This is a genomic window from Hydrogenophaga sp. PAMC20947 (genome assembly GCF_004795855.1).
GTDB lineage: Bacteria > Pseudomonadota > Gammaproteobacteria > Burkholderiales > Burkholderiaceae_C > Hydrogenophaga.
This window is the reverse complement of the sequence record NZ_CP039252.1, coordinates 1,158,518-1,177,558: the sequence shown is the minus strand read 5'-3', so window position 1 is coordinate 1,177,558 and position 19,041 is coordinate 1,158,518. Positions and strand designations below refer to the sequence as shown.

The window sequence follows — 19,041 nt, the reverse complement described above, 5'->3', positions numbered from 1 at the left end:
TCTTTCCAGATCGTGCATTGATCCTCGTCAGATCATTTCGCAACGCAATCGGCGAAATGGCGCACCACACCATCGCTGCCGGTCACCTGCACCAGACCGTGGGTATCCGTCTCGAAACCCGGGCACTCGCGCGCAAACTCACGGTTGAAAATGAGGTAATCGACGATCTTCTTGTTGAAAACCTCGCCCGGGATTAAGAGCGGGATACCGGGGGGATAAGGTGTCACCAGGCTGGTCGTGATGCGGCCTTCCAGCTCATCGATTGGAACGCGCTGCGTTGTGCGGTGCGCAATGTGCGAGAACGCATCGCTGGGTTTCATGGCAGGCGTGTGATCGCTCAGGTACATGTCGGTTGACAGCCGGGCCACATCGTACTTGGCATACAACTGGTGCACATGCTGGCACAAATCGCGCAAACCCATCTGCTCGTAGCGGCTCTGTTTGGCGCAGAACTCGGGCATGGTCCGCCACATTGGCTGGTTCTTGGCGTAATCGTCCTTGAACTGTTGCAAAGCCGTTAGCAGCGTGTTCCAGCGGCCCTTGGTGATGCCGATGGTGAACAAGATGAAGAAACTGTACAAGCCCGTCTTTTCAACCACCACGCCATGCTCGGCGAGGTACTTGGTCACGATCGAGGCAGGGATGCCCGTCTCTTCAAAACGTCCATCGAGATTCAGACCCGGCGTGACAATGGTCGCCTTGATCGGGTCAAGCATGTTGAAGCCCGGCGCCATGTCGCCAAAACCGTGCCAGGAATCTTCGCCGTCCGAGGGTTGCACGCCATCGGCATCGGTTTTCTTCAGGACCCAGTCTTTGGCACGGCCAATGCCTTCGTCCACCAGATCTTCCGGCCCCCAGACCTGAAACCACCAGTCGTCGGCACCGAACTCGTCGTCCACCTTGCGCATCGCGCGGCGGAAATCCAGCGCCTCGGCGATGCTTTCCTCGACCAGCGCAGTGCCACTGGGCGGCTCCATCATGGCGGCCGCCACATCGCAGCTGGCAATGATGCTGTACTGCGGGCTGGTGCTGGTGTGCATCAGGTAGGCCTCGTTGAAGAGGTGGCGATCCAGCTTGGTGTCTTGTGAGTCCTGTACCAGCACATGACTGGCCTGGCTGATGCCAGCGAGCAGTTTGTGGATCGATTGGGTCGCATAGGTCACCGAATGCAAGGGGCGTGCGCGCTTGCGACCCATGGCGTGGAAGCTGCCATAAAACGGGTGAAAGGCCGCATGGGGCAACCAAGCCTCGTCAAAGTGCAGATTTTCGATGTATCCGTCGAGCAAACCCTTGATGGTCTCGGTGTTGTAGAGCACACCGTCGTAGGTCGACTGGGTCAGCGTCATGATACGGGGCTTGACCGTATCGGCATCGACACCTGCCAACAGCGGGTTGGCCCGGATCTTGGCCTTGATGGAATCGATCTCGAACTCACTTTGCGGGATCGGGCCAATGATGCCGTAGTGGTTGCGGGTGGGCTTCAGAAAGACAGGAATGGCGCCCGTCATGATGATGCTGTGCAGGATGGATTTGTGACAATTTCGATCCACCACGACCACGTCACCGGGTGCCACGGTGTGGTGCCAGACCATCTTGTTGCTGGTGCTGGTACCGTTGGTCACGAAGAAGCAGTGATCGGCGTTGAAAATGCGTGCGGCATTGCGCTCGGACGCGCCAATAGCGCCGTTGTGATCCAGCAGCTGGCCAAGCTCTTCCACCGCATTGCACACATCGGCACGGAGCATGTTCTCGCCGTAAAACTGGTGGTACATCTGCCCGATGGGGCTTTTCAGGAAGGCGACGCCGCCCGAATGCCCAGGGCAATGCCACGAATAGGAGCCATCTTCGGCGTAGTCCAGCAACGCTTTGAAGAACGGCGGCTGAATGCCTTCCAGGTAGCTCTTGGCTTCCCGGATGATGTGGCGCGCCACAAACTCTGGCGTGTCCTCAAACATATGGATGAAGCCGTGGAGCTCACGCAGGATGTCGTTGGGCAGGTGCCGGCTTGTTTTGGTCTCACCGTGTATGTAAATCGGCACATCGCTGTTCTTGCGGCGCACTTCCGCGATGAAATTGCGCAAATTGAGCACCACTGGATCGACGTCCGGTCCAGCACTGAACTCCTCGTCATCGATTGACAAGATGAATGCACTGGCGCGCGATTGCTGCTGTGCAAACAGCGAAAGGTCACCATAGCTGGTCACCCCCACAACTTCGAATCCTTCGGTCTCGATCGCTTGAGCCAGGGCACGAATGCCCAGGCCAGACGAGTTTTCGGAACGGAAGTCTTCATCGATGATGACAATGGGAAAGCGAAATTTCATGGAGTTCTCCAGCCGGAAAGCGGCTCTCGGGAATCAAAATTGTCAAAGCAACGCGGGAGTGTACGGAAATCTCACAACACATATTTTCAGTACACCCTGCGTATGCTTCAGAATGTGGCACGTTGCACGCAATTACAACATTCGCAAGGCCCCGGACGCGAGAAAAGGAACAAGTATGTCGGATTCAACCTGGTGGTGGCTGCTCACGGGCGCAATGGTCGCGCTTGAACTGTTCACCGGCACCTTCTATTTGCTCATGCTGGCCATTGGCATGGCTGCGGCAGCCTTGGCAGCGCACGCTGGCTTGAGCACCACGGGCCAACTGCTCGCTGCAGCGCTGGTCGGATCTGCGGCCGTGGTCTTGTGGTACCTCAAGAAAAAGCGCCACGATGGCGATCCCTCGGCACGCGCGATGCGCAGCGTCAACCTCGACGTCGGTGAAGTGGTTCAGGTCGACCACTGGCAACCCGATGGCACAGCCAGTGTCAAATACCGCGGTGCACAATGGTCGGTCATGGTCCGTGAAGGTGTACACCCCTCGCCAGGGCCACATCGCGTCGCGGAATTGATTGGGAATCGATTGCTGGTCGACAAAGCCTGACACACTCCCCCTAACTCAACCCTCAAGTCAAGGATCAAGCCCCCATGGAAGTCGCAGCACTCGTTTTCGTCATCGCCGCCATCTTCATCATTCGAGCCATCAAGGTTGTCCCTCAACAAAACGCCTGGGTGGTCGAACGCCTGGGCAAATACCACGGCACGCTCGCCCCAGGTCTCAATTTCCTGGTGCCCTTCATCGATAAGGTGGCCTACAAGCACAGCCTGAAAGAGATTCCTCTGGACGTACCCAGCCAAGTCTGCATCACCCGCGACAACACGCAGCTGCAGGTTGACGGCATCTTGTACTTCCAGGTGACCGACCCCATGCGGGCCAGCTACGGCTCGTCCAACTACATCATGGCAGTCACGCAACTGGCTCAGACCTCGTTGCGCTCGGTCATCGGCAAACTGGAGTTGGACAAGACCTTCGAAGAGCGCGACATCATCAATGCCCAGATTGTTCAGGCCATTGACGAAGCAGCCCTCAACTGGGGCGTCAAAGTCCTGCGTTACGAAATCAAGGACCTGACCCCGCCAAAAGAAATCCTTCATGCCATGCAAGCGCAGATCACGGCAGAGCGTGAAAAGCGGGCCCTGATCGCAGCCTCCGAAGGCCGCCGGCAAGAGCAAATCAACATCGCCACCGGCGAACGCGAAGCCTTCATCGCCCGTTCCGAGGGTGAGAAGCAAGCCGCCATCAACGAAGCGCAAGGCGAAGCAGCCGCGATCACCGCGGTGGCTGACGCCACAGCGCTGGCCATCGAGCGCATTGCCGCCGCCATCCGCCAGCCAGGTGGAGAGCAGGCTGTGCAGCTGAAAGTGGCTGAGCGTGCCGTGGATGCCTATGCACAGGTGGCTGACAAATCCACCACCACGCTGATCATCCCCGGCAACATGACCGAGGTGTCCGGACTGATTGCCTCAGCCATGAAAATGGTGGGGACGAGCAAGGCCAGCTGATGTTTTTGACATTCTGAGTGCTTCCCTAAAAAAGGGGGCTCTCAGACTGCTATAATGCAAGGCTTCGTGGAGCGGTGGATGAGTGGTTTAAGTCGCACGCCTGGAAAGCGTGTGTGGGTTTATCCCCACCGCGGGTTCGAATCCCGCCTGCTCCGCCAAAAATGAGTCTCAGGGCGTCGAAAGACGTCTCGCCAGACACCCTAAAAGCCCCGGTTCACCTCGTGTTCCGGGGCTTTTTTGTTTCCGGACGTCCCAAAACATCTCTTGTCATCCAAGGTGTCCTGTTGGTATTTCCTCTACCAACAGGGGTGAACATGGCCTTAACCGACATTGCCATCAAGTCCAGCAAGCCACGGGAGTCGACCTACAAGCTATCTGACGGGCGTGGCCTACAGCTGCATGTCACGCATTTGGGGTCGAAATTGTGGCGACTTGCCTACCGGTTCGACGGCAAACAGAAGCTCATGGCTTTGGGGTCCTACCCCGACGTTTCTCTTGCACAAGCCCGTGACAAGGTGGACGGCGTCCGAAAACTGCTGGCCGCAGGCGCCGACCCGATGGCCGCCCGAAAGACCGAGAACATCGCCCGACGCCTGGCCGTCGAAGACTCCTTTGCGGCGGTTGCAAAAAAATGGAGGGAAAGCTGGAAGGCCGCGCGCAGTGAAAGCCATACCGTTTATGTGTGGCGTCGCTTGGAAGCCGACGTTTTTCCGGCGATCGGAACACGCCCCATCGCAGAAATTGAGGCCCCCGAACTGGTCGCCCTGATGAAGGCCGTCGAAAAGCGCGATGCCCTCGACATCGCCAAACGCGCTCTTCAAACCTGCTCGCAGATCTACCGGTACGCGATCGCTCACGGCGTTGCAAAACGGAATCCGGCCGTGGACATTCGCCCGAGCGATGTGTTGGCCTCACGCAAGAAGGAGAACTATGCGCGACTGGCCGGCAAGGAACTGCCCGAGTTGTTGCGCAAGATCGAGGTCTACAACGGCAGCACCGTCACACGCGTGGCCATCAAACTCATGGCGATGACCTTCGTACGAACCGATGAACTCATCGGTGCGCGCTGGGAAGAGTTCGACATGGACGGCGCGCGGTGGGACATACCGGCTGAGCGCATGAAAATGACGACGCCCCACATCGTTCCACTCTCCACCCAGGCCGTCACGCTGCTGCGCAGCCTGCACACCCTGACCGGGCACAGCGCCCTGCTCTTCCCCGGAGAGCGCGACCATGAAAAGTCGATGAGCAACAACACGATCTTCGGCGCACTTGATCGCATGGGATACGCGGGCCGGATGACCGGCCATGGGTTCAGAGGCATCGCGTCCACGCTGTTGCACGAACGAGGCTGGCCACACGAACACATTGAGCTACAGCTGGCACACCAGCAGCGGAGTCAGGTCAGCGCGTCCTACAACCATGTCCTGTACCTGCAACCGCGCGCCAACATGATGCAGGCGTGGAGCGATTTCCTGGACGCCTGTGTGGTGGGGAAAGTCGTTGCCGTCAGCGGATGGTGTGTTGCCTCCGCCGATTTCTTGACACCGCCAGCCGGTACTGCCTTACCCAGGATGAAGAGGCTGAAATGGTTTCGCCGTGCGCGTATGGAGACCGATGAGGTAAGCCCGCGGAAATCGGCAGCCGAGGCATTTCGGTGCCGGGGGCCAACAGCCCCGGGTGGCGCGATACCGACTCACCAAAGTGCAGAGTCTTGCAAGTCCACGACAGCGCGCCGCAAGCGCCGGTTGTGGCGCCATCGCATGGCTCCAATCACCAGCAAGCCCAGTGGCAGCGCAACTCCGGTCATCTCCAAAAGTGAAGGCAGTCGGTCCAACACGACACTCATCGTCACACGCACCCCATACACAAAACCGATCAGCAGCGGCAAAGCCAGCAGTGCATATCGCAGTGCTCGGCTCAAACCCTTGGTGGCCTTCAAAAACAGGACTCGCATGACGGGTGTGTACTCGAACTCAGTTTAACTTGTGGGTATTTTGGTGCTGTGCGAATGCCGCTGGTGGTCACCAGTCGACAGTGACCCCAGCTTATCGACAAACACGCATAGGGCTGATCTTGCCGCAGGAACATTCCCAGCCTGAGCGACCATTTTTACCGCAAAGTCATCGACCGGACCCGGTCGACCACTGCCTGCATTGGGGAACTTCCATCATTTGGAGTATGCACCTGCGCACCAACCTACCGCCCACCATGGAGTCCAACCATACGGATGCTCTGACTTTTCTGCGGCTGGCGCGGTCACTCGGTTGACCGGCCTGGGCCGCTCGAGCATCTACCGCCTGGTCACAGAGGACAGATTCCCCTCCCCCGTCAAGTTGTCGAGCCGCGCCGTTGGCTGGCGCAGGGACGTCTCGCGGGGTGCCCGCTTCCGGGGACCAGCTAGCGCCGCCCTCCTCCCTGGTGCAATCGCCGCATGCCACCTTGCTGGACTCTGCATGGCCTCACACTGTCGGCCATGAGCGGTCGGTGTTCGAACGGGAGAGCAGCCGTTCAAGGATGGAGTTGAGCAGCGGCGCAGCAGTGCGCCTCGAACGTTTTTTTGGACCTAAGGCTTTCGCGTGAAGTCCATTGTCCAGTTGGTCTCCCAAATTACACCGTCGTCCGCTGAGAACGCTTGCTCCCAGCGCAAAGTGTTGAGGCCTGAACGGGACCAAAGGAAACGAACCTTGACCGCAGTTCCGTCTTGGATGTCATCCGCGTAGAAGCTGCCGACGCCATCTTTGAAGCGGCCCTTTACCGGCACATCTAATTGGCCAGGGAAGCGACCATCCAACCACCAAATGGCCCAAGTTCCTGACTCTTTGTCGAAAGCGCGTAAGGCAATGGCGCGAAATTCCCCGCCTGGGAATTTCAGCAGGTTGTCTTCAAGGTTGCCGAAGCCTCCAAGTACCTTGTGGGTTGACATTTCGCCATCGAACGCCGTCCAGTCGTGACAGTTTGCCAAGCGCTTATCGAGGCGACGATGTTTTACAAACCAGTCTCCGACAACAAAGTCGAAGTCATCTGGGGCTGAAGAAAGTGCTGAGAGCGGCAAGAGAGTTTGTCCTTAGGCTAAATGCTATGTCCAGAGCAAAACCGGCTCTATAAGTTGGGAATTGATTCCTCTTAAAAGGGACTTGCAGCTTGGCTGGCTCGCAAATATGCCGGATATACGTCCAGTTAGAAAAATTCCGTGAAATCCAGCAGCCTTCCGATGAAGTGCACCTGAATTTTGGTCAAGTTGATCTCGCGTATTCGGTAGATGCACTATAGCCTCAGCACCGTGCAGGTCTATGCGTGTTGGGTACGGTTTTTCATAGGCTGCAGGTTTGGTTGACCGCTTTGCAGAAAGTGCGGAATTGTCTGCTTGGGGTCGATTCCTGACTTAGAGATTGAGCGTCGGTATTAACACTGTGTTAAGAGCGATTCTTCCCAACTAAAACCAAAATCACGCATGCTGGGATGATGCTATACATAAAGCTAAGCGCCACATAAAACCCAGAAACAACCAAAACAGTTTTGACTGCGCCTTCAAGCCGATTCCCCTCCGTAGTTGAAACTTTTATCCAGTTAAGTCCATCGCCATACAACTCCGTCGGAACACCTCGAAACATGTTACCAAAGAGCGCGCTATCAATCATGCCACCCCAAACAACCAAAACGAAAGCAAGCAATGTCCGCAACATTACTGAGAGGTGTGTTTTATCACCAAGCGTCTTGTAAATTATCCATCCTGAGATCAAAAATCCCAACATGATATAAATTCCCATAAACATCACAATAAATCGATCAGAAATGTTGGAAGGTATGCTTGCTGGTACAAATTCTGCTAAAAACAAAAAGGTCAATACTAGGAGATAGAGTGGAAAAAAATACCAAAACGTCAGCCTGACGCGCGAAAACCTCCCGCCACCAAATAAAAAACCAAAGATTGTGCGCATTTGAATTTTATTCTTTACCCGCTTCAGATCTATTTTTCACATCACGAAATATCGTTCGTGCCCAACTGCCTCCACTCCGATCTCACTCATGACTCAAGCAGTTGCATCATAAAATATAGTCTTGACAGTCAACTCCGCTACCGAGTCAACGGCCTCGATAGCAAGGAGCTTTCAATCTTGGTGAGACCCAGCACAGAATCAATTCCTGACGCGGTCAGGTTCGCAAGGCGGCGTTTGTTGCGTATGAGCCCTTTGGACAACATAGACTTTGAGGGCTGACAGGCAGCTTTGCGTGCGACGCATGAAAGTCCATTCACTTTTAACGTCAGCTTTCTCGTACAGGCGAGAACTGGTGGTCTCGGCCATGAGCGGACCGTGGTCAAAAGGGAAAGCTGTCACTCAACGTTATAGGTAAGTGGCGCGGTGCTTTATCGCGTAATGTCCAGCGACCGAAGGGAGCGGCCTTGACCGAAGTGTTAGCCATTGAGAGCCTCAACGATACCGTTCCACCGTGCAGCGAAATACTGTGAAATGAAGATGGCAGGAATGAGGACAGCAAACGGCAGGAGTGCCCACCACCAAGCGAAGACAAAATCTGCAAGTGCCAAAAAGAGAGAGTTCTTGAGATACCCCTGCTCTTTGAGTGCCGGCACGATAAATATTAGAAATGCAGAAATGGGCAAAAAAATGGCCATGACTAGGACCACAAGGAAGCCATAGGTTGCGCCCATGACGGTGCCAACGAACAAGATGCGACGTCGCATTGTTTTTCGCTGACGCCACACCGTGAAGAGAGCAAGTAACACGGGGCTATGCACAGCAAAAAAGTAGGCAATTGCAAGCATGAGCATGGAAATTGCCATTGCGACTGGGAATCCAAACACCTCGGACATAGATGGCTAACGTTGGCGTTGTCCGGCGGGCAGCACGCGCCGGGAAGCGGCCTTCTGCTGCTGCGTGTCCGAGACGAACAACATGTTAAGCCGCATTCGTGCTACCAGTCTTGCGGATAGGGGTACGCATCGTGGACGAGGCAAACACCAAGCTGAGCGCATTGCGCAAGGAGTTCCGGTGCAAACACCAGAGCATAGTTTCTGTTGCTGTGGGTGCTGACCTGGAGATGCATTCTTGCCCCTTGTTCCCGGAGTGAAAGCAAGAACGCCTTATTGGGTGCGAGAAACTCAACAACATCCATGAATACATCTTCGACGCTGTTCTCGTGAGACAGGTACTCGCCGCGTGCAAAAGGGTCTGAGCTCCAGTGACTCTCCGCGTAGATTCCTCCGAGTGGTCTGCCCTTCAAAGTTACGCGTGGCTCGCCCGCTTTGGATTGATGCTGCGGCACGAGCCCAAGTGTTGTCGAAATGACTGCGGGATCAATGCTCGGATGCCAGATGCGGATGGCTACGACGAAGGAGAAATTTTGCATGTGTTTATGCGGGGCGGAGTCAAGTCCCAAGTGCAACACTGATTTATTGAATTGAGGAATTGGGTTGATTGAGCTTGTCCAACATGGCCTGGTAGACGCTGATCGGCGGGTAGAAACCGTGGACGGCGCGCGGGCGGTTGTTGAGAAGGTCGGCGATCGCATCGAGCTGCTCCTGACTGTGAGCAGACAAGTCCGTGCCCTTGGGCAAGTACTGGCGGATCAGCCCGTTGGTGTTCTCGCAGGAACCACGCTGCCAGGGGCTGTGTGGGTCACAGAAGTACACCATCACGCCCGTGTTGGCTGTCAGCTCGGCGTGGCGGGCCATCTCTTTTCCCTGGTCATAGGTCAGGGTCTGGCGCATCGGTTCTGCGACGCCGCGCAGCTTGGCCGTGAAACCTTCCAGGGCAGAGGCCGCTGTTGCATCGGCCAGCTTGATCAGCATGACCAGACGAGAGCTGCGCTCGACCAGCACACCCACGGCAGAGCGATTGGCGGCGCCTTTGATGAGGTCACCCTCCCAGTGGCCGGGGAAGGCGCGGTCGTTGGCCTGGGGCGGACGCACGTGAATGCTCAGCAGATCGGGCATCTGGCCTCTGCGGTCCTCGCCCCGGCTGCGCGGCATGCGCTTGGCTTTGGCCCGGCGAAGGCAGGCGATGAGGTCTTTGCGCAGCTCACCCTTGGGCATGGCGTAGATGCAGTTGTAGATGGTCTCGTGCGAGACGGTGCGTTGAGGTTCATCGGGCCACATGAGTTTGAGTGTGCCCGCGATCTGCGAGGGCGACCATCCCTGAGTCAGAAAGTGCTGGATCACGCCGAAGAGCACGGTATCGGTGGTCAGTTTGGAGCGTTTGCGGCATTTGAAACGCTCGCGTCGAGCGCGCAAACCGGCGAGGCGGGCGTCGTACACAGAAGGGGCGTTGGCAGTCTGTGCATGCCGATCCGGCCAGGCCGCAAAGCGTGCCAGCTCCCGGGTGATGGTCGAAGGCGCGCGGCGCAGCATCAAAGAGATCTGCCGCGCCGAGCAGTTGTTCAACTTCATCATCATGATCGCCGCTCGTTCTTCAGCGGTGAGTTGTTCGTAGTGCTTTCCCATGGCGGTACCTTACCGGTTGGGTGTTGCACTTGATTATTGATTCCGCCCGGCTTAACGTTTGAGATGAGAGGCGGCGACCGGCTTGCCGGGTGACGTCCTCTCGATTGATGGGATGGACTCCCCCGTTTGTTTGCGCGACATTCGCGCTCTGGTCTTCATGGGCGTGGGGATCATGTCTTCATCCAAACGAAAGGAGTCCGACATGAATGCTACTACTGTGGCCGTCGATCTGGCCAAATCCGTTTTCCAAATAGCTGTGGCCGATGAGCATTGGCGCATCGTTGAAACGCAGCGTCTCACGCGTTTGCAGTTCGAGCGCTGGTTCGCAAATCGGGCTGTATCTCTCGTTGTCATGGAAGCCTGCGGCTCGGCCCACCACTGGGCGCGCTGGCTCAATGGCCTGGGCATTGAGGTTCGCCTGCTGCCCGCGCAATACCTGCGCGCCTATGTGCGCCGCAACAAGACCGATGCCACCGATGCGGCGGCTTTGCTCGAAGCCGCCCGCGCTTCCGACATGCGCCCGGTGCGCGTGAAGTCGGTCGAGCAGCAAGCTTTGCAAGGCTTGCACCGAGTGCGCTCGCTGTGGATGGGCACGCGCACCTCGCGCATCAACGCCTTGCGCGGTTTCCTGCGTGAGTTCGGCATAGCGGTTCCCGTGGGTGCGCGCACCGGGCTGGAGGCGATCAGCCGGGTACTGGCCGATCCGAGTTCTGCTGTGCCTGAGCTGATCCGGGGAACGGCTCGGTTGTTGGTAGAAGAAGTGCGTTTGCTGGAGGCTCGCATTGCGCAGCTGGAGCGAGAGTTGGCTGCCTTGGCACGATTGAGCCCAGCCTGCACCACGCTGCTGTCCATTCCTGGCATCGGCTTGCTCACGGCCACCGCGCTGGTGGCGGCCACTTCGGGCGATGTGACGCACTTCAAGGATGCGCGCCACTTTGCCAGCTGGTTCGGGCTCACGCCGCGTGAGCACTCCTCGGGAGGCACTCGCTTCCTGGGTTCGATTTCCAAGCGCGGGGACCGCTATTTGCGCATGTTGCTCACGCATGGCGCCAGGAGCGTGTTGCGAGCGGCCAAGGTGGCTGAGGCGGCCGAGCGTGAGGTGTGCGGTGTGCGCCGCTGGGCACTGGATGTGCAGCGCCGATCGAACCACAACAAGGCGGCCTGTGCGCTGGCCAACAAGCTGGCGCGCATTTGCTACGCCACGCTCAGGGACAAAACGCCGTTCGGTGAAGCCGAACGGCTGAACAGAAAGATCCACCGAGAGAGTTTTGTGATGCCTGCCTGAAGGGCAAACCCAAACGAACAGCCGTCACCCAAAACGAGTTTTATTTCCACCCACGCCGCTTGCGACGAGATTGATTGACCCACATGGCCAACCGGGCACACCCCAGACCGGCTGACGCCGATAACTCTTCCGGCAGCTTGCCTGCCGCTTGTAACGATTGGCGCGCCGGTCCCGCAGATTCCATGCTGGCACGGACCACAACAGAGTCCACCTCAGATGCCGGATATACGACTGCAGGCGATTCCCCAACAGCCAAAACATCAATCAGTTTCTTGCACTTGTGGGGGAGTCCATATATGAAGGGTTAGGCGCCGCTTTTGCCACGCTCGGCCACTTTTGCTTTGAATCCCATGAATTTGCTTTTGATGTCAGGCACGTAGCGAAGCGTTCAGCTCGCTGATTCAACTTCCTGCTGCCGATCCAAGTGCTCCACTACGCCCTCAATCAGATACTCCCATATCGTTCCTGATTCATATGTCTTGCGACTGAACCCTGCGGCTGGGAGAGTGAAGACGCAGTTTGCTTCGCCGCTCCAGTAGCTCTGCCACAACGCATCAACGTCTTGAAGCGAGGCGACCCTGTAGGCATGGCGAGCCAACGAGATGTGTTCCATATTGACTTTGGCGACCCTGTTGAGTGGATGTGGTTTGAGCCTGAAACGTTGAACCGAATTCAATGGCCAGTTGTACGTTGAACTCACTAACTTGCAGGTTTTGTAGTCACCAAATGCATATAGAGCTGACAGCCGAGATGGTAGAAGTCTGGCGTGCTTCTCTCGAAAGGACTCCACGTCGTATTCAACTCTGTACTCATTGATTGCAGTCAGAAAGAAAGGTGAGATCGCCAACTGATCCATTTGGCAAGGCTCATACGGCAGATACCTTGCGGAGCCCTCGATGTACTTCTTTAGGAAGCCCGGATCACTGAGACTTCCAAAGGCCGCCGACGAGAAATGACCAATCAACTTGAAGTTGTGCTCAGTCATCGGGTTGAGCTGGTTAACGAAGATGTAGAACACCTCCGGGATAGTCTCGTCTTTGTTGAGTAGTTTGTTGCTCATGATGTGTCGGTTAAGGCTCGCGGCGCCTGCCGTAGCGGGTCAGGTTGACCAAGGGGTTAGGCTCCGCCGCCTGGAAGACCAAGGGTTTGCTTAGCTTCGGCGAGCACGTTCTCGTATGCCTCAGATGCAAGTTTGAAGGCCTCGTGTACATAGTCTGCGGTGGATACCGCACCAAAACTCTCAAGCAACCAGTGCTCAGAGCGCAGTTTGTCGAGAGAGGCGAGAGCCTCAGGCGACAAATACATTGCAGCAGTACCTGATGATCGAAATATTTCTGTGCTGGCGGTCTTTGCTTTGCCACGGACGTTCTCGAAGTTTGGCCCCATCTGGTTGTCGGGAGTGTGTTCCGAACCTGGGGTCAGGTAAAACTCGCTCAGTTCCAAGAGGAAGGTTTTGAACGTGTAGAGCTGACCCAAGAGATCACGATACTGTGCTTCTCTGGCCGACCACTGCTGTTGGCTTCGCCATGACTTCCCAAACAAGGCCTGCTTGATCTCTTCAGCGTCTGCCGTCGTTGCTTTGAGTTGGCTGCGAATTGACTCGAAATCCTCTCTAAGTGCCCGGGCTTCCCCCTTTTTTGCCAGGTACGTGGCTAGGTAGGCGCCAACTCCAGATGCGCTGACGATAGCGAACAATGCCCACCATGGAAAGTCAGCACCTTGACTGACGGCGACCTGTAAATCCGAAGGTTGCATCTGCGGAACCTAACGTAATGTAGACGGCAAAGACCGGTTGATACATCCGGCGCTTGACGATACATCTTTTCGAGAAAAATGCTGCGCCCCGCTTGCCTGCTGGGTTGCAGGGCTATACACTGGATATAAAAACAGGTATAAATTTTCCATGAAACCCGGCACTCCTTTGTTGCGGTCAACCCGCTTGCTCGATCAGGTGAGCGAACGAATTCGGTACATGCACTATAGCCTCAAGACCGAAAAGGCCTACCTGTATTGGGTGCGATTTTTCATCCGTTGGAGCGCCACGCAGGCAGGTGGCATGCGCCATCCACGTGACATGGGTGTGGCGGATGTGGAGGCTTTTTTGTCCATGATGGCCAATGAGCGCAAGGTGTCTGCCTCTACCCACAATCAAGCGCTCAGTGCTTTGCTGTTTCTCTACCGGGAAGTATTGAATATTGATTTGCCGTGGCTGAACAACATTGGGCGCCCACAGCAGGCCAAGCGCATTCCTTCGGTGCTCACCAAAGACGAAGTAGCAGGCCTATTGGCGCAGATGGATGGGATTACGGCCCTTTTGGCGCGTCTGCTGTATGGCACTGGCATGCGCTTGATGGAGGGTATGCGCCTGCGGGTGAAAGATGTGGAGTTTGACCGGCATGTGGTCATCGTGCGAGAGGCCAAAGGCGGCAAAGACCGGGTGGTGATGTTGCCCCGATCATTGGCGCCTGCGCTGCGTCTGCAAATGTTGGCAGCCCGTGCCCTATGGGAGGCCGACCGGCAGGCGCAACGCGGGGGCGTCGAGGTGCCGCATGCTTTGGACGTTAAATATCCCAAGGTGGGCTACTCGTGGGGATGGTTTTGGCTGTTTCCTTCCCCCACGTTTTCCATTGACCCGCGGAGCGGCGTGGAGCGCAGGCACCATCTGTTCGAAGAACGTTTGCAGCGTGCCTTGAAGGTGGCTGTGCCCAAGGCGGGCATTCACAAACCTGTATCGGTGCACACCTTGCGCCACTCTTTCGCCACCCACTTGCTGCAAGGGGGCACCGATATTCGAACTGTTCAGGAATTGCTGGGCCATTCCGACGTTTCAACGACGATGATCTACACCCACGTGCTCAAGGTGGCTGCTGGCGGTACGGCCAGTCCGCTGGATGCCCTTGCCCTCGGGTCCTGAGGGACTGCTTTGTGGATCGAGGGCGAAGGACTGCAGTGGGTCGACAGTGTGAGTTCAGCCCTTCGAGCAGTTGACATTTGACCGCGAGTTGGCGGGGCAACCTGCGGCCTGCCTCGCTGGATGAATGCAGCCCCCTTGATACCCAGTCATTGATGCCGCTGCGCTGCCGGGCAAGCCGATGACGGCTTCGTGTCAGGCACCGTGAACTCAGTTCCCGACCGCGACCGGCGGCAATCGCTGCAAAACCGAAATTTGAAAAACGCTTCAAGGCTGGCCTCAGACATTCAACCTTGAGGCCTGAGCGTTCGCGAATACCTTCACCCGTCGTTCACGTCATCTTGGCGGAAACTCGTTTGTGTCCGGTACCGTGATTTCGCAGGTGCGCCCGTGACTTTCCCTTGGCGTCGCCGGCCAACGTGCCACGGGCCCCGATCGAATGGGCGCCAGACTTCAAGCCCAAGCGCCCAGGACAATTGCATTACAGCGCGGCGTCCTTGATCTTCTTCAATGAGCGGACTTTCACTCGCACCGTGGCCGGCTTGGCAGCGAACTCTCGCTCGACCTTGGTGAACGGGTCGATACCGCGACGCTTCTTCTTCGCTGGCACGGCCTGTGCGGTGATTTTGAGCAGCCCAGGCAGAGTGAACTCGCCCAGGCCTTTCTTGCTCAGGGAGGCAACCATCGTGGCTTCCAGCGCCGACATCACGGCTTTGACGGCCTTGAGCTCGACGCCGGCCACGTCTGCGAGGTGAGTTTGCAACGTGGTCTTGTTGAAGGCCGTTTTGATCGGCTTGAGTGGTGCGAGAGCTGTGGCCGTTTTTTTCGCAGGAGCGGCCTTTTGGGGGGCTGCTACGGGCTTCTTCGGAGCGGTTGTTGCCTTTTTCGCGGCAGTGGGTTTCTTTGCAGTCGCCATGGCTAGAGATTCTTTCAAGTGATGTAAAGCGCAAACCGCGCTGCTCGATTGTAGAAACTCTGACCAGTGGACTTCACCCGCATCTCTAAACAGTTTTCAACTTCCGGTTCGAAGTTGCTCGAAGTCCACACGACCGCCGACAGGGCAGGCAAGGTCCAGGAATTGAACCTCCAAAAAACTGTCGCTGGTGGAGGGCTGGATATGTATTCCAGTCACTCAGTTCTCGGCTCCGCCGCTTCTCAACGCATCGGTAGCTCCAGCCCTGCAAGAACCTGTGTCGATCCGCAGACGGTGAACCTGCCGCTGCGCAACGCTCAAAGCCAATATTCCCAGACGCGTGCGAACAACTCCTTCACGCGCACGCCGAGACCACGGCGGCGCCATTGCTCGAGCGCGATGTCGTCCGAAGCCGCCAGATCCTTGTCGAACAACGCCTGCACCTGGTGACCGAAGTCGGCCCCGAGCACCACGGCATTCAACTCGTGGTTGTGCAGGAAGCTGCGCCAGTCGAGGTTGGTCGATCCGACGGTGGCCCAAACGCCATCAATCAACGCTACCTTGGAATGCAGGATGACCCCGCGGCGCTCGTAGATTCTCACCCCCGCAAGCAACAGCCGATCGTAGTGGCGACGCCCGGCGTGGAAGACCAGCCACGAATCGGTCTGACTGGGCAGAATCAAGGTCACGTCGACGCCGCGCTGCGCTGCCGCCTCGAGCGTATCCAGCAACTGAGGGTCGGGCACGAAGTAGGCGTTGGTGATGCGCACACTGGTCTCGGCGCTGCCAATCGCAGACAACAACGTGGCGTAAATCTGGCTGAAGGGCTCCTCGGGTGAGCTGCCGATCGCGCGCACGACCAGTTTGCCTGCGGTTTGCGCTGGCGGAAAGTAGTTCCTCGGCGCCAGCGGGGGCCCCTTCTGCTTGGCCCAGTCATCGAGGAAAATCTTCTGGAAATCGGCCACCACCGGACCCTGCAACTTCAGGTCGGTGTCGCGCCACGCCGTGCCGTCGTCGCCTGCGTTCTTGGGTGCGCCGCGCGAACCGCTCCGGAAAGAGCCGCCCGAGTAGACGCTGCTGATGTTGATACCGCCCATGAACGCGGTGTGCCCGTCAACGATCAAAAGTTTGCGGTGGTTGCGTTGATTCAGCTGCCAGGCATCGCGTGCTGCGAGCGGGTTGACCGGGTTGAACTCGTGAACTTGAATACCGCTTGCGACCAGTTGCTCGAAGAAGGCCGCCGGTGTGCCAAACGTGCCGATGCTGTCTCGCAGCAGGTTGACCTGCACGCCCTGGGCCTGCTTGGCCATCAGGGCCTGGGCGAAGCGCTGACCGACCTCGTCGTCGTCGAGGATGTAGACCTCCATGTTGATGTGATCCTCGGCAGCCACGATAGCCGCGAGCATGGCCTGGTAGGTCGCCGGGCCGTCTTGCAGCAGCAAAACCTGGTTGCCGGTGGTCAGCGGGCTGTCGGCGATGCCTTCCTCGAGGGCGAGATGGCGATCGAAGATGTCGGTGTTTGGGCTGCGGATGGCCAGTCCGTCGAGGATGGCCTTGCTCTGTGCCATCGACAGGGGACCGCGGGCGCCTTCGAGTAACACCGCCGGGCCATTGCTTCGCGCCAGGTCAGGAACGATGGTCGGAAGGCTGCTGCAGCCCGCCACCACGCCGAGCAACAAGGCCGCCCATCTGCTGCGCATCACCAAGCAGTCGGGCTTGCTGGAGAGTTCAGCCAGTTCACAGACGCCCCTTCAGCAGCACGATCACGATGACAACCAGCAACCCAATCGCGCCACTGGGCGCATAACCCCTGCTCCGGCTGTGGCCCCAGGTCGGGATGCCGCCGACCAGCAACAGGATCAAAACCGACCAAAACAAGTGTGCCCAAACTCATGGTGTTCTCCAGAAAGAAAAAGCGCCGCTCAGCCGGAGCATTGACTCTATCAGTGACTTGGCAACCGGGACGATTGTTCGCCCCAGAAAGGAGGAACGTGGACGACGCGGAAACTCAACTCAACGGTGAAGCCCTCAGCGTACGAGCTTGCGCGCCGGTGTTCTGTTCGCTGCCGAACACAATTCGGACCATTCGGCTCCAGACTCAGATATGCGGGGCTGCTTTGACCTGCGCTCAGGAATTTGACGTTGATTGCCTGCCTATGAGGTCCGTGGCTAGGCTCACAGCCTGTTCACGGCGATCGCCTGCGTGGATCGACTGGGAGCGGCCCTGTGCCGCCTGCCCCGGCGCGACATGCCCTTACCCCTCCGATTCGACCCTCACGGTCGGCTGCGGCTGGTGGCGCCGGGATCTTCGTTTGCGGGGATCCTGAACTTGGCCTTCAACCAAATCCGGCAAAGACTCGTTCGAACCCAGCCGTGGCGATCCACATGCTCGATGCCATCACCCAGATCGCTGGCCATGTGCAATCTGCGCAGGATGCGGCCCACCTCCAGCGCCACGCGGGCATGATCGTCAGAGGGGCGCGAGACGGTGTGCCGGAAGCTGACGATCTGGCCGCCGTCGAGGCTGGCTTCACGGCGGCGATAGAAGCGCTTTGCGAGCGGTTCGGTTGACGCGACTACGGGCATTGCCACCGCAGGGCACCCCGGCCATTGCTCTGGTGCCCGAGCAGCGGACCAGAATTTGGTCATGCCCCGCCGCCAGTGACCGCAACGTGAGCGTCGGAGATCGACCACAACCAGTCAGCGGACCATGGGAAAAGCGGCCGATCAACGCTAGGCTTTATTGAGCAGATCACATGCCGTCTGACGCCGACAACTCTTTCGACAGCTTGCCTGCCGCTCGTATCGATTGGTGCGCCGGTCCCGTAGATTCCATGCTGTCACAGACCACAACAGAGTCCACTTCTTCAAAACCCGGGCAGTTCAGGGAGCAGAAGGGCACAAACCTTCGTGCTCCGCTACCTCGAACTTACCGGCTTGCGGACGGGTTGCGCGCAAGTTGCAACGCCTGAAAAAAAGCCTGTGCCGCTGTATTGGCACTTGCTTTCGTGTGCTCGTCAACTGCGAGTAGCAGCACACCATCTTCGCCGTCTGCAAACATCGGTCCGCCAACGTCGTCGTCATAGTCGCTGCCATCCTCGTGAATAGCCTGATAGTTGTCCCGGGTCAGGTCTGTCCCAAGGAGCTTCGCAAGGCTGAACCAGGTCCACGCCTTCAGGGGATCATTCCGATGTTCGCTTTGCAAGAGGTGCTTCATGGCAGGGATACTTCCTTGCTCTGCAGCCAATACCGTCCATGCGAGAGTCCATTCGTAGCGCCCGACGCGGTCTGCCAGATCGGCTATCCACAGTGGATCAGCGTGCACATTGGGCTCCTTCAGATCAAAAAACCGATCATCTCCATATCGGTCTGCCAGGAGAAGGAGTGCATCGTGTTGCCCCAGTTCCGCACCTCTTTGCAAGAGCGACTTGACGGTGTTCGCACGCGAGCCTCGCCCTGCTTTCGACTTGCTCCCAATCTGCAAACGAGCGGCAAACCCGTCCGCCCACTCCTTTTCTACGCCGGTCAGTACTTCTCCTTGTTGCTGACGCTTGGGCTTCCCCCAGTTTCCCGGACACATCCAAT

18 protein-coding genes, 1 tRNA gene and 1 pseudogene are annotated in these 19,041 nt (G+C 57.6%); 8 read left to right on the top strand and 12 right to left on the bottom strand.

What is annotated here, in order from left to right:
• Positions 1–32: 32 nt before the first annotated feature.
• On the bottom strand, positions 33–2,324 hold the full coding sequence (locus E5678_RS05300; RefSeq protein WP_136177554.1) for an arginine/lysine/ornithine decarboxylase: 2,292 nt from the start codon (positions 2,322–2,324) through the stop codon (positions 33–35).
• A gap of 175 nt (positions 2,325–2,499) precedes the next feature.
• On the opposite strand from E5678_RS05300, the gene E5678_RS05295 reads away from it, so the two are divergent.
• The 5 genes from E5678_RS05295 (at position 2,500) to E5678_RS05275 (ending at position 6,364) form a co-directional block, all read left to right on the top strand.
• Complete coding sequence (locus E5678_RS05295) at positions 2,500–2,925, top strand: NfeD family protein (protein WP_136177553.1); 426 nt, start codon at positions 2,500–2,502, stop codon at positions 2,923–2,925.
• A 44-nt stretch (positions 2,926–2,969) separates the two neighbouring features.
• Positions 2,970–3,884, top strand: a complete 915-nt coding sequence (locus E5678_RS05290; protein WP_136177552.1) for a stomatin-like protein — start codon at positions 2,970–2,972, stop codon at positions 3,882–3,884.
• 68 nt (positions 3,885–3,952) lie between these two features.
• Positions 3,953–4,042, top strand: a tRNA-Ser gene (locus E5678_RS05285).
• A gap of 156 nt (positions 4,043–4,198) precedes the next feature.
• On the top strand, positions 4,199–5,869 hold the full coding sequence (locus E5678_RS05280; RefSeq protein ID WP_136177551.1) for an integrase arm-type DNA-binding domain-containing protein: 1,671 nt from the start codon (positions 4,199–4,201) through the stop codon (positions 5,867–5,869).
• Between the two features lie 171 nt (positions 5,870–6,040).
• The gene (locus E5678_RS05275) at positions 6,041–6,364 is read left to right on the top strand and encodes an AlpA family phage regulatory protein (protein ID WP_348770371.1); all 324 of its coding nucleotides are present in this window, start codon (positions 6,041–6,043) and stop codon (positions 6,362–6,364) included.
• An 86-nt stretch (positions 6,365–6,450) separates the two neighbouring features.
• Here E5678_RS05275 and E5678_RS05270 read toward each other — a convergent pair whose 3' ends face one another.
• The 5 genes from E5678_RS05270 to E5678_RS05250 form a co-directional block, all read right to left on the bottom strand.
• A complete protein-coding gene (locus tag E5678_RS05270; RefSeq protein WP_136177549.1) occupies positions 6,451–6,939 on the bottom strand; it encodes a DUF1579 domain-containing protein in 489 nt (162 codons plus the stop codon).
• 361 nt (positions 6,940–7,300) lie between these two features.
• A complete protein-coding gene (locus E5678_RS05265) occupies positions 7,301–7,825 on the bottom strand; it encodes a hypothetical protein (protein WP_136177548.1) in 525 nt (174 codons plus the stop codon).
• A 476-nt stretch (positions 7,826–8,301) separates the two neighbouring features.
• Positions 8,302–8,718, bottom strand: coding sequence for a hypothetical protein (locus E5678_RS05260; RefSeq protein ID WP_136177547.1), 417 nt, complete (start codon positions 8,716–8,718; stop codon positions 8,302–8,304).
• 101 nt (positions 8,719–8,819) lie between these two features.
• Positions 8,820–9,254, bottom strand: a complete 435-nt coding sequence (locus E5678_RS05255) for a DUF4279 domain-containing protein (RefSeq protein WP_168708491.1) — start codon at positions 9,252–9,254, stop codon at positions 8,820–8,822.
• Positions 9,255–9,297: 43 nt separating this feature from the next.
• Positions 9,298–10,347 carry an IS30 family transposase gene (locus tag E5678_RS05250; RefSeq protein ID WP_136177545.1) on the bottom strand — a complete coding sequence of 350 codons (1,050 nt, stop codon included), beginning with the start codon at positions 10,345–10,347 and terminating at the stop codon, positions 9,298–9,300.
• A 202-nt stretch (positions 10,348–10,549) separates the two neighbouring features.
• On the opposite strand from E5678_RS05250, the gene E5678_RS05245 reads away from it, so the two are divergent.
• The gene (locus E5678_RS05245) at positions 10,550–11,632 is read left to right on the top strand and encodes an IS110 family transposase (RefSeq protein ID WP_136177544.1); all 1,083 of its coding nucleotides are present in this window, start codon (positions 10,550–10,552) and stop codon (positions 11,630–11,632) included.
• Between the two features lie 388 nt (positions 11,633–12,020).
• Here the strand turns inward: E5678_RS05245 and E5678_RS05240 are convergent, their stop codons facing one another.
• A complete protein-coding gene (locus E5678_RS05240) occupies positions 12,021–12,692 on the bottom strand; it encodes a hypothetical protein (RefSeq protein WP_136177543.1) in 672 nt (223 codons plus the stop codon).
• A 56-nt stretch (positions 12,693–12,748) separates the two neighbouring features.
• Entirely contained in the window at positions 12,749–13,387 is a 639-nt protein-coding gene (locus E5678_RS05235; protein WP_136177542.1) for a hypothetical protein, read from the bottom strand.
• 148 nt (positions 13,388–13,535) lie between these two features.
• Between E5678_RS05235 and E5678_RS05230 the strand changes: the two genes are divergently transcribed.
• The gene (locus E5678_RS05230; RefSeq protein ID WP_136177541.1) at positions 13,536–14,546 is read left to right on the top strand and encodes an integron integrase; all 1,011 of its coding nucleotides are present in this window, start codon (positions 13,536–13,538) and stop codon (positions 14,544–14,546) included.
• Between the two features lie 478 nt (positions 14,547–15,024).
• On the opposite strand, the gene E5678_RS05225 is transcribed toward E5678_RS05230, so the two are convergent.
• From E5678_RS05225 to E5678_RS05215, 3 genes and pseudogenes are all read right to left on the bottom strand, one after another.
• Positions 15,025–15,459, bottom strand: coding sequence for an HU family DNA-binding protein (locus E5678_RS05225; RefSeq protein WP_136177540.1), 435 nt, complete (start codon positions 15,457–15,459; stop codon positions 15,025–15,027).
• A 314-nt stretch (positions 15,460–15,773) separates the two neighbouring features.
• Entirely contained in the window at positions 15,774–17,135 is a 1,362-nt protein-coding gene (cls, locus tag E5678_RS05220; protein ID WP_247596918.1) for a cardiolipin synthase, read from the bottom strand.
• A 58-nt stretch (positions 17,136–17,193) separates the two neighbouring features.
• Positions 17,194–17,350: pseudogene (locus E5678_RS05215) on the bottom strand (DUF3309 family protein).
• Between the two features lie 491 nt (positions 17,351–17,841).
• Here E5678_RS05215 and E5678_RS05205 point away from each other — a divergent pair.
• The gene (locus tag E5678_RS05205; RefSeq protein ID WP_136177537.1) at positions 17,842–18,027 is read left to right on the top strand and encodes a hypothetical protein; all 186 of its coding nucleotides are present in this window, start codon (positions 17,842–17,844) and stop codon (positions 18,025–18,027) included.
• A gap of 358 nt (positions 18,028–18,385) precedes the next feature.
• On the opposite strand, the gene E5678_RS05200 is transcribed toward E5678_RS05205, so the two are convergent.
• Positions 18,386–19,036 carry a hypothetical protein gene (locus tag E5678_RS05200; protein WP_136177536.1) on the bottom strand — a complete coding sequence of 217 codons (651 nt, stop codon included), beginning with the start codon at positions 19,034–19,036 and terminating at the stop codon, positions 18,386–18,388.
• Between the last annotated feature and the right edge of the window lie 5 nt (positions 19,037–19,041).

Coding starts and splice junctions, on each gene's coding strand:
- E5678_RS05260 (WP_136177547.1), bottom strand. CDS start 8,718: ATGTCCGAGGTGTTTGGATTCCCAGTCGCAATGGCAATTTCCATGCTC.
- E5678_RS05245 (WP_136177544.1), top strand. CDS start 10,550: ATGAATGCTACTACTGTGGCCGTCGATCTGGCCAAATCCGTTTTCCAA.
- E5678_RS05265 (WP_136177548.1), bottom strand. CDS start 7,825: ATGCGCACAATCTTTGGTTTTTTATTTGGTGGCGGGAGGTTTTCGCGC.
- E5678_RS05290 (WP_136177552.1), top strand. CDS start 2,970: ATGGAAGTCGCAGCACTCGTTTTCGTCATCGCCGCCATCTTCATCATT.
- E5678_RS05240 (WP_136177543.1), bottom strand. CDS start 12,692: ATGAGCAACAAACTACTCAACAAAGACGAGACTATCCCGGAGGTGTTC.
- E5678_RS05205 (WP_136177537.1), top strand. CDS start 17,842: ATGCTCGATGCCATCACCCAGATCGCTGGCCATGTGCAATCTGCGCAG.
- E5678_RS05200 (WP_136177536.1), bottom strand. CDS start 19,036: ATGTGTCCGGGAAACTGGGGGAAGCCCAAGCGTCAGCAACAAGGAGAA.
- E5678_RS05300 (WP_136177554.1), bottom strand. CDS start 2,324: ATGAAATTTCGCTTTCCCATTGTCATCATCGATGAAGACTTCCGTTCC.
- E5678_RS05295 (WP_136177553.1), top strand. CDS start 2,500: ATGTCGGATTCAACCTGGTGGTGGCTGCTCACGGGCGCAATGGTCGCG.
- E5678_RS05235 (WP_136177542.1), bottom strand. CDS start 13,387: ATGCAACCTTCGGATTTACAGGTCGCCGTCAGTCAAGGTGCTGACTTT.
- E5678_RS05250 (WP_136177545.1), bottom strand. CDS start 10,347: ATGGGAAAGCACTACGAACAACTCACCGCTGAAGAACGAGCGGCGATC.
- E5678_RS05225 (WP_136177540.1), bottom strand. CDS start 15,459: ATGGCGACTGCAAAGAAACCCACTGCCGCGAAAAAGGCAACAACCGCT.
- E5678_RS05230 (WP_136177541.1), top strand. CDS start 13,536: ATGAAACCCGGCACTCCTTTGTTGCGGTCAACCCGCTTGCTCGATCAG.
- E5678_RS05280 (WP_136177551.1), top strand. CDS start 4,199: ATGGCCTTAACCGACATTGCCATCAAGTCCAGCAAGCCACGGGAGTCG.
- E5678_RS05255 (WP_168708491.1), bottom strand. CDS start 9,254: ATGCAAAATTTCTCCTTCGTCGTAGCCATCCGCATCTGGCATCCGAGC.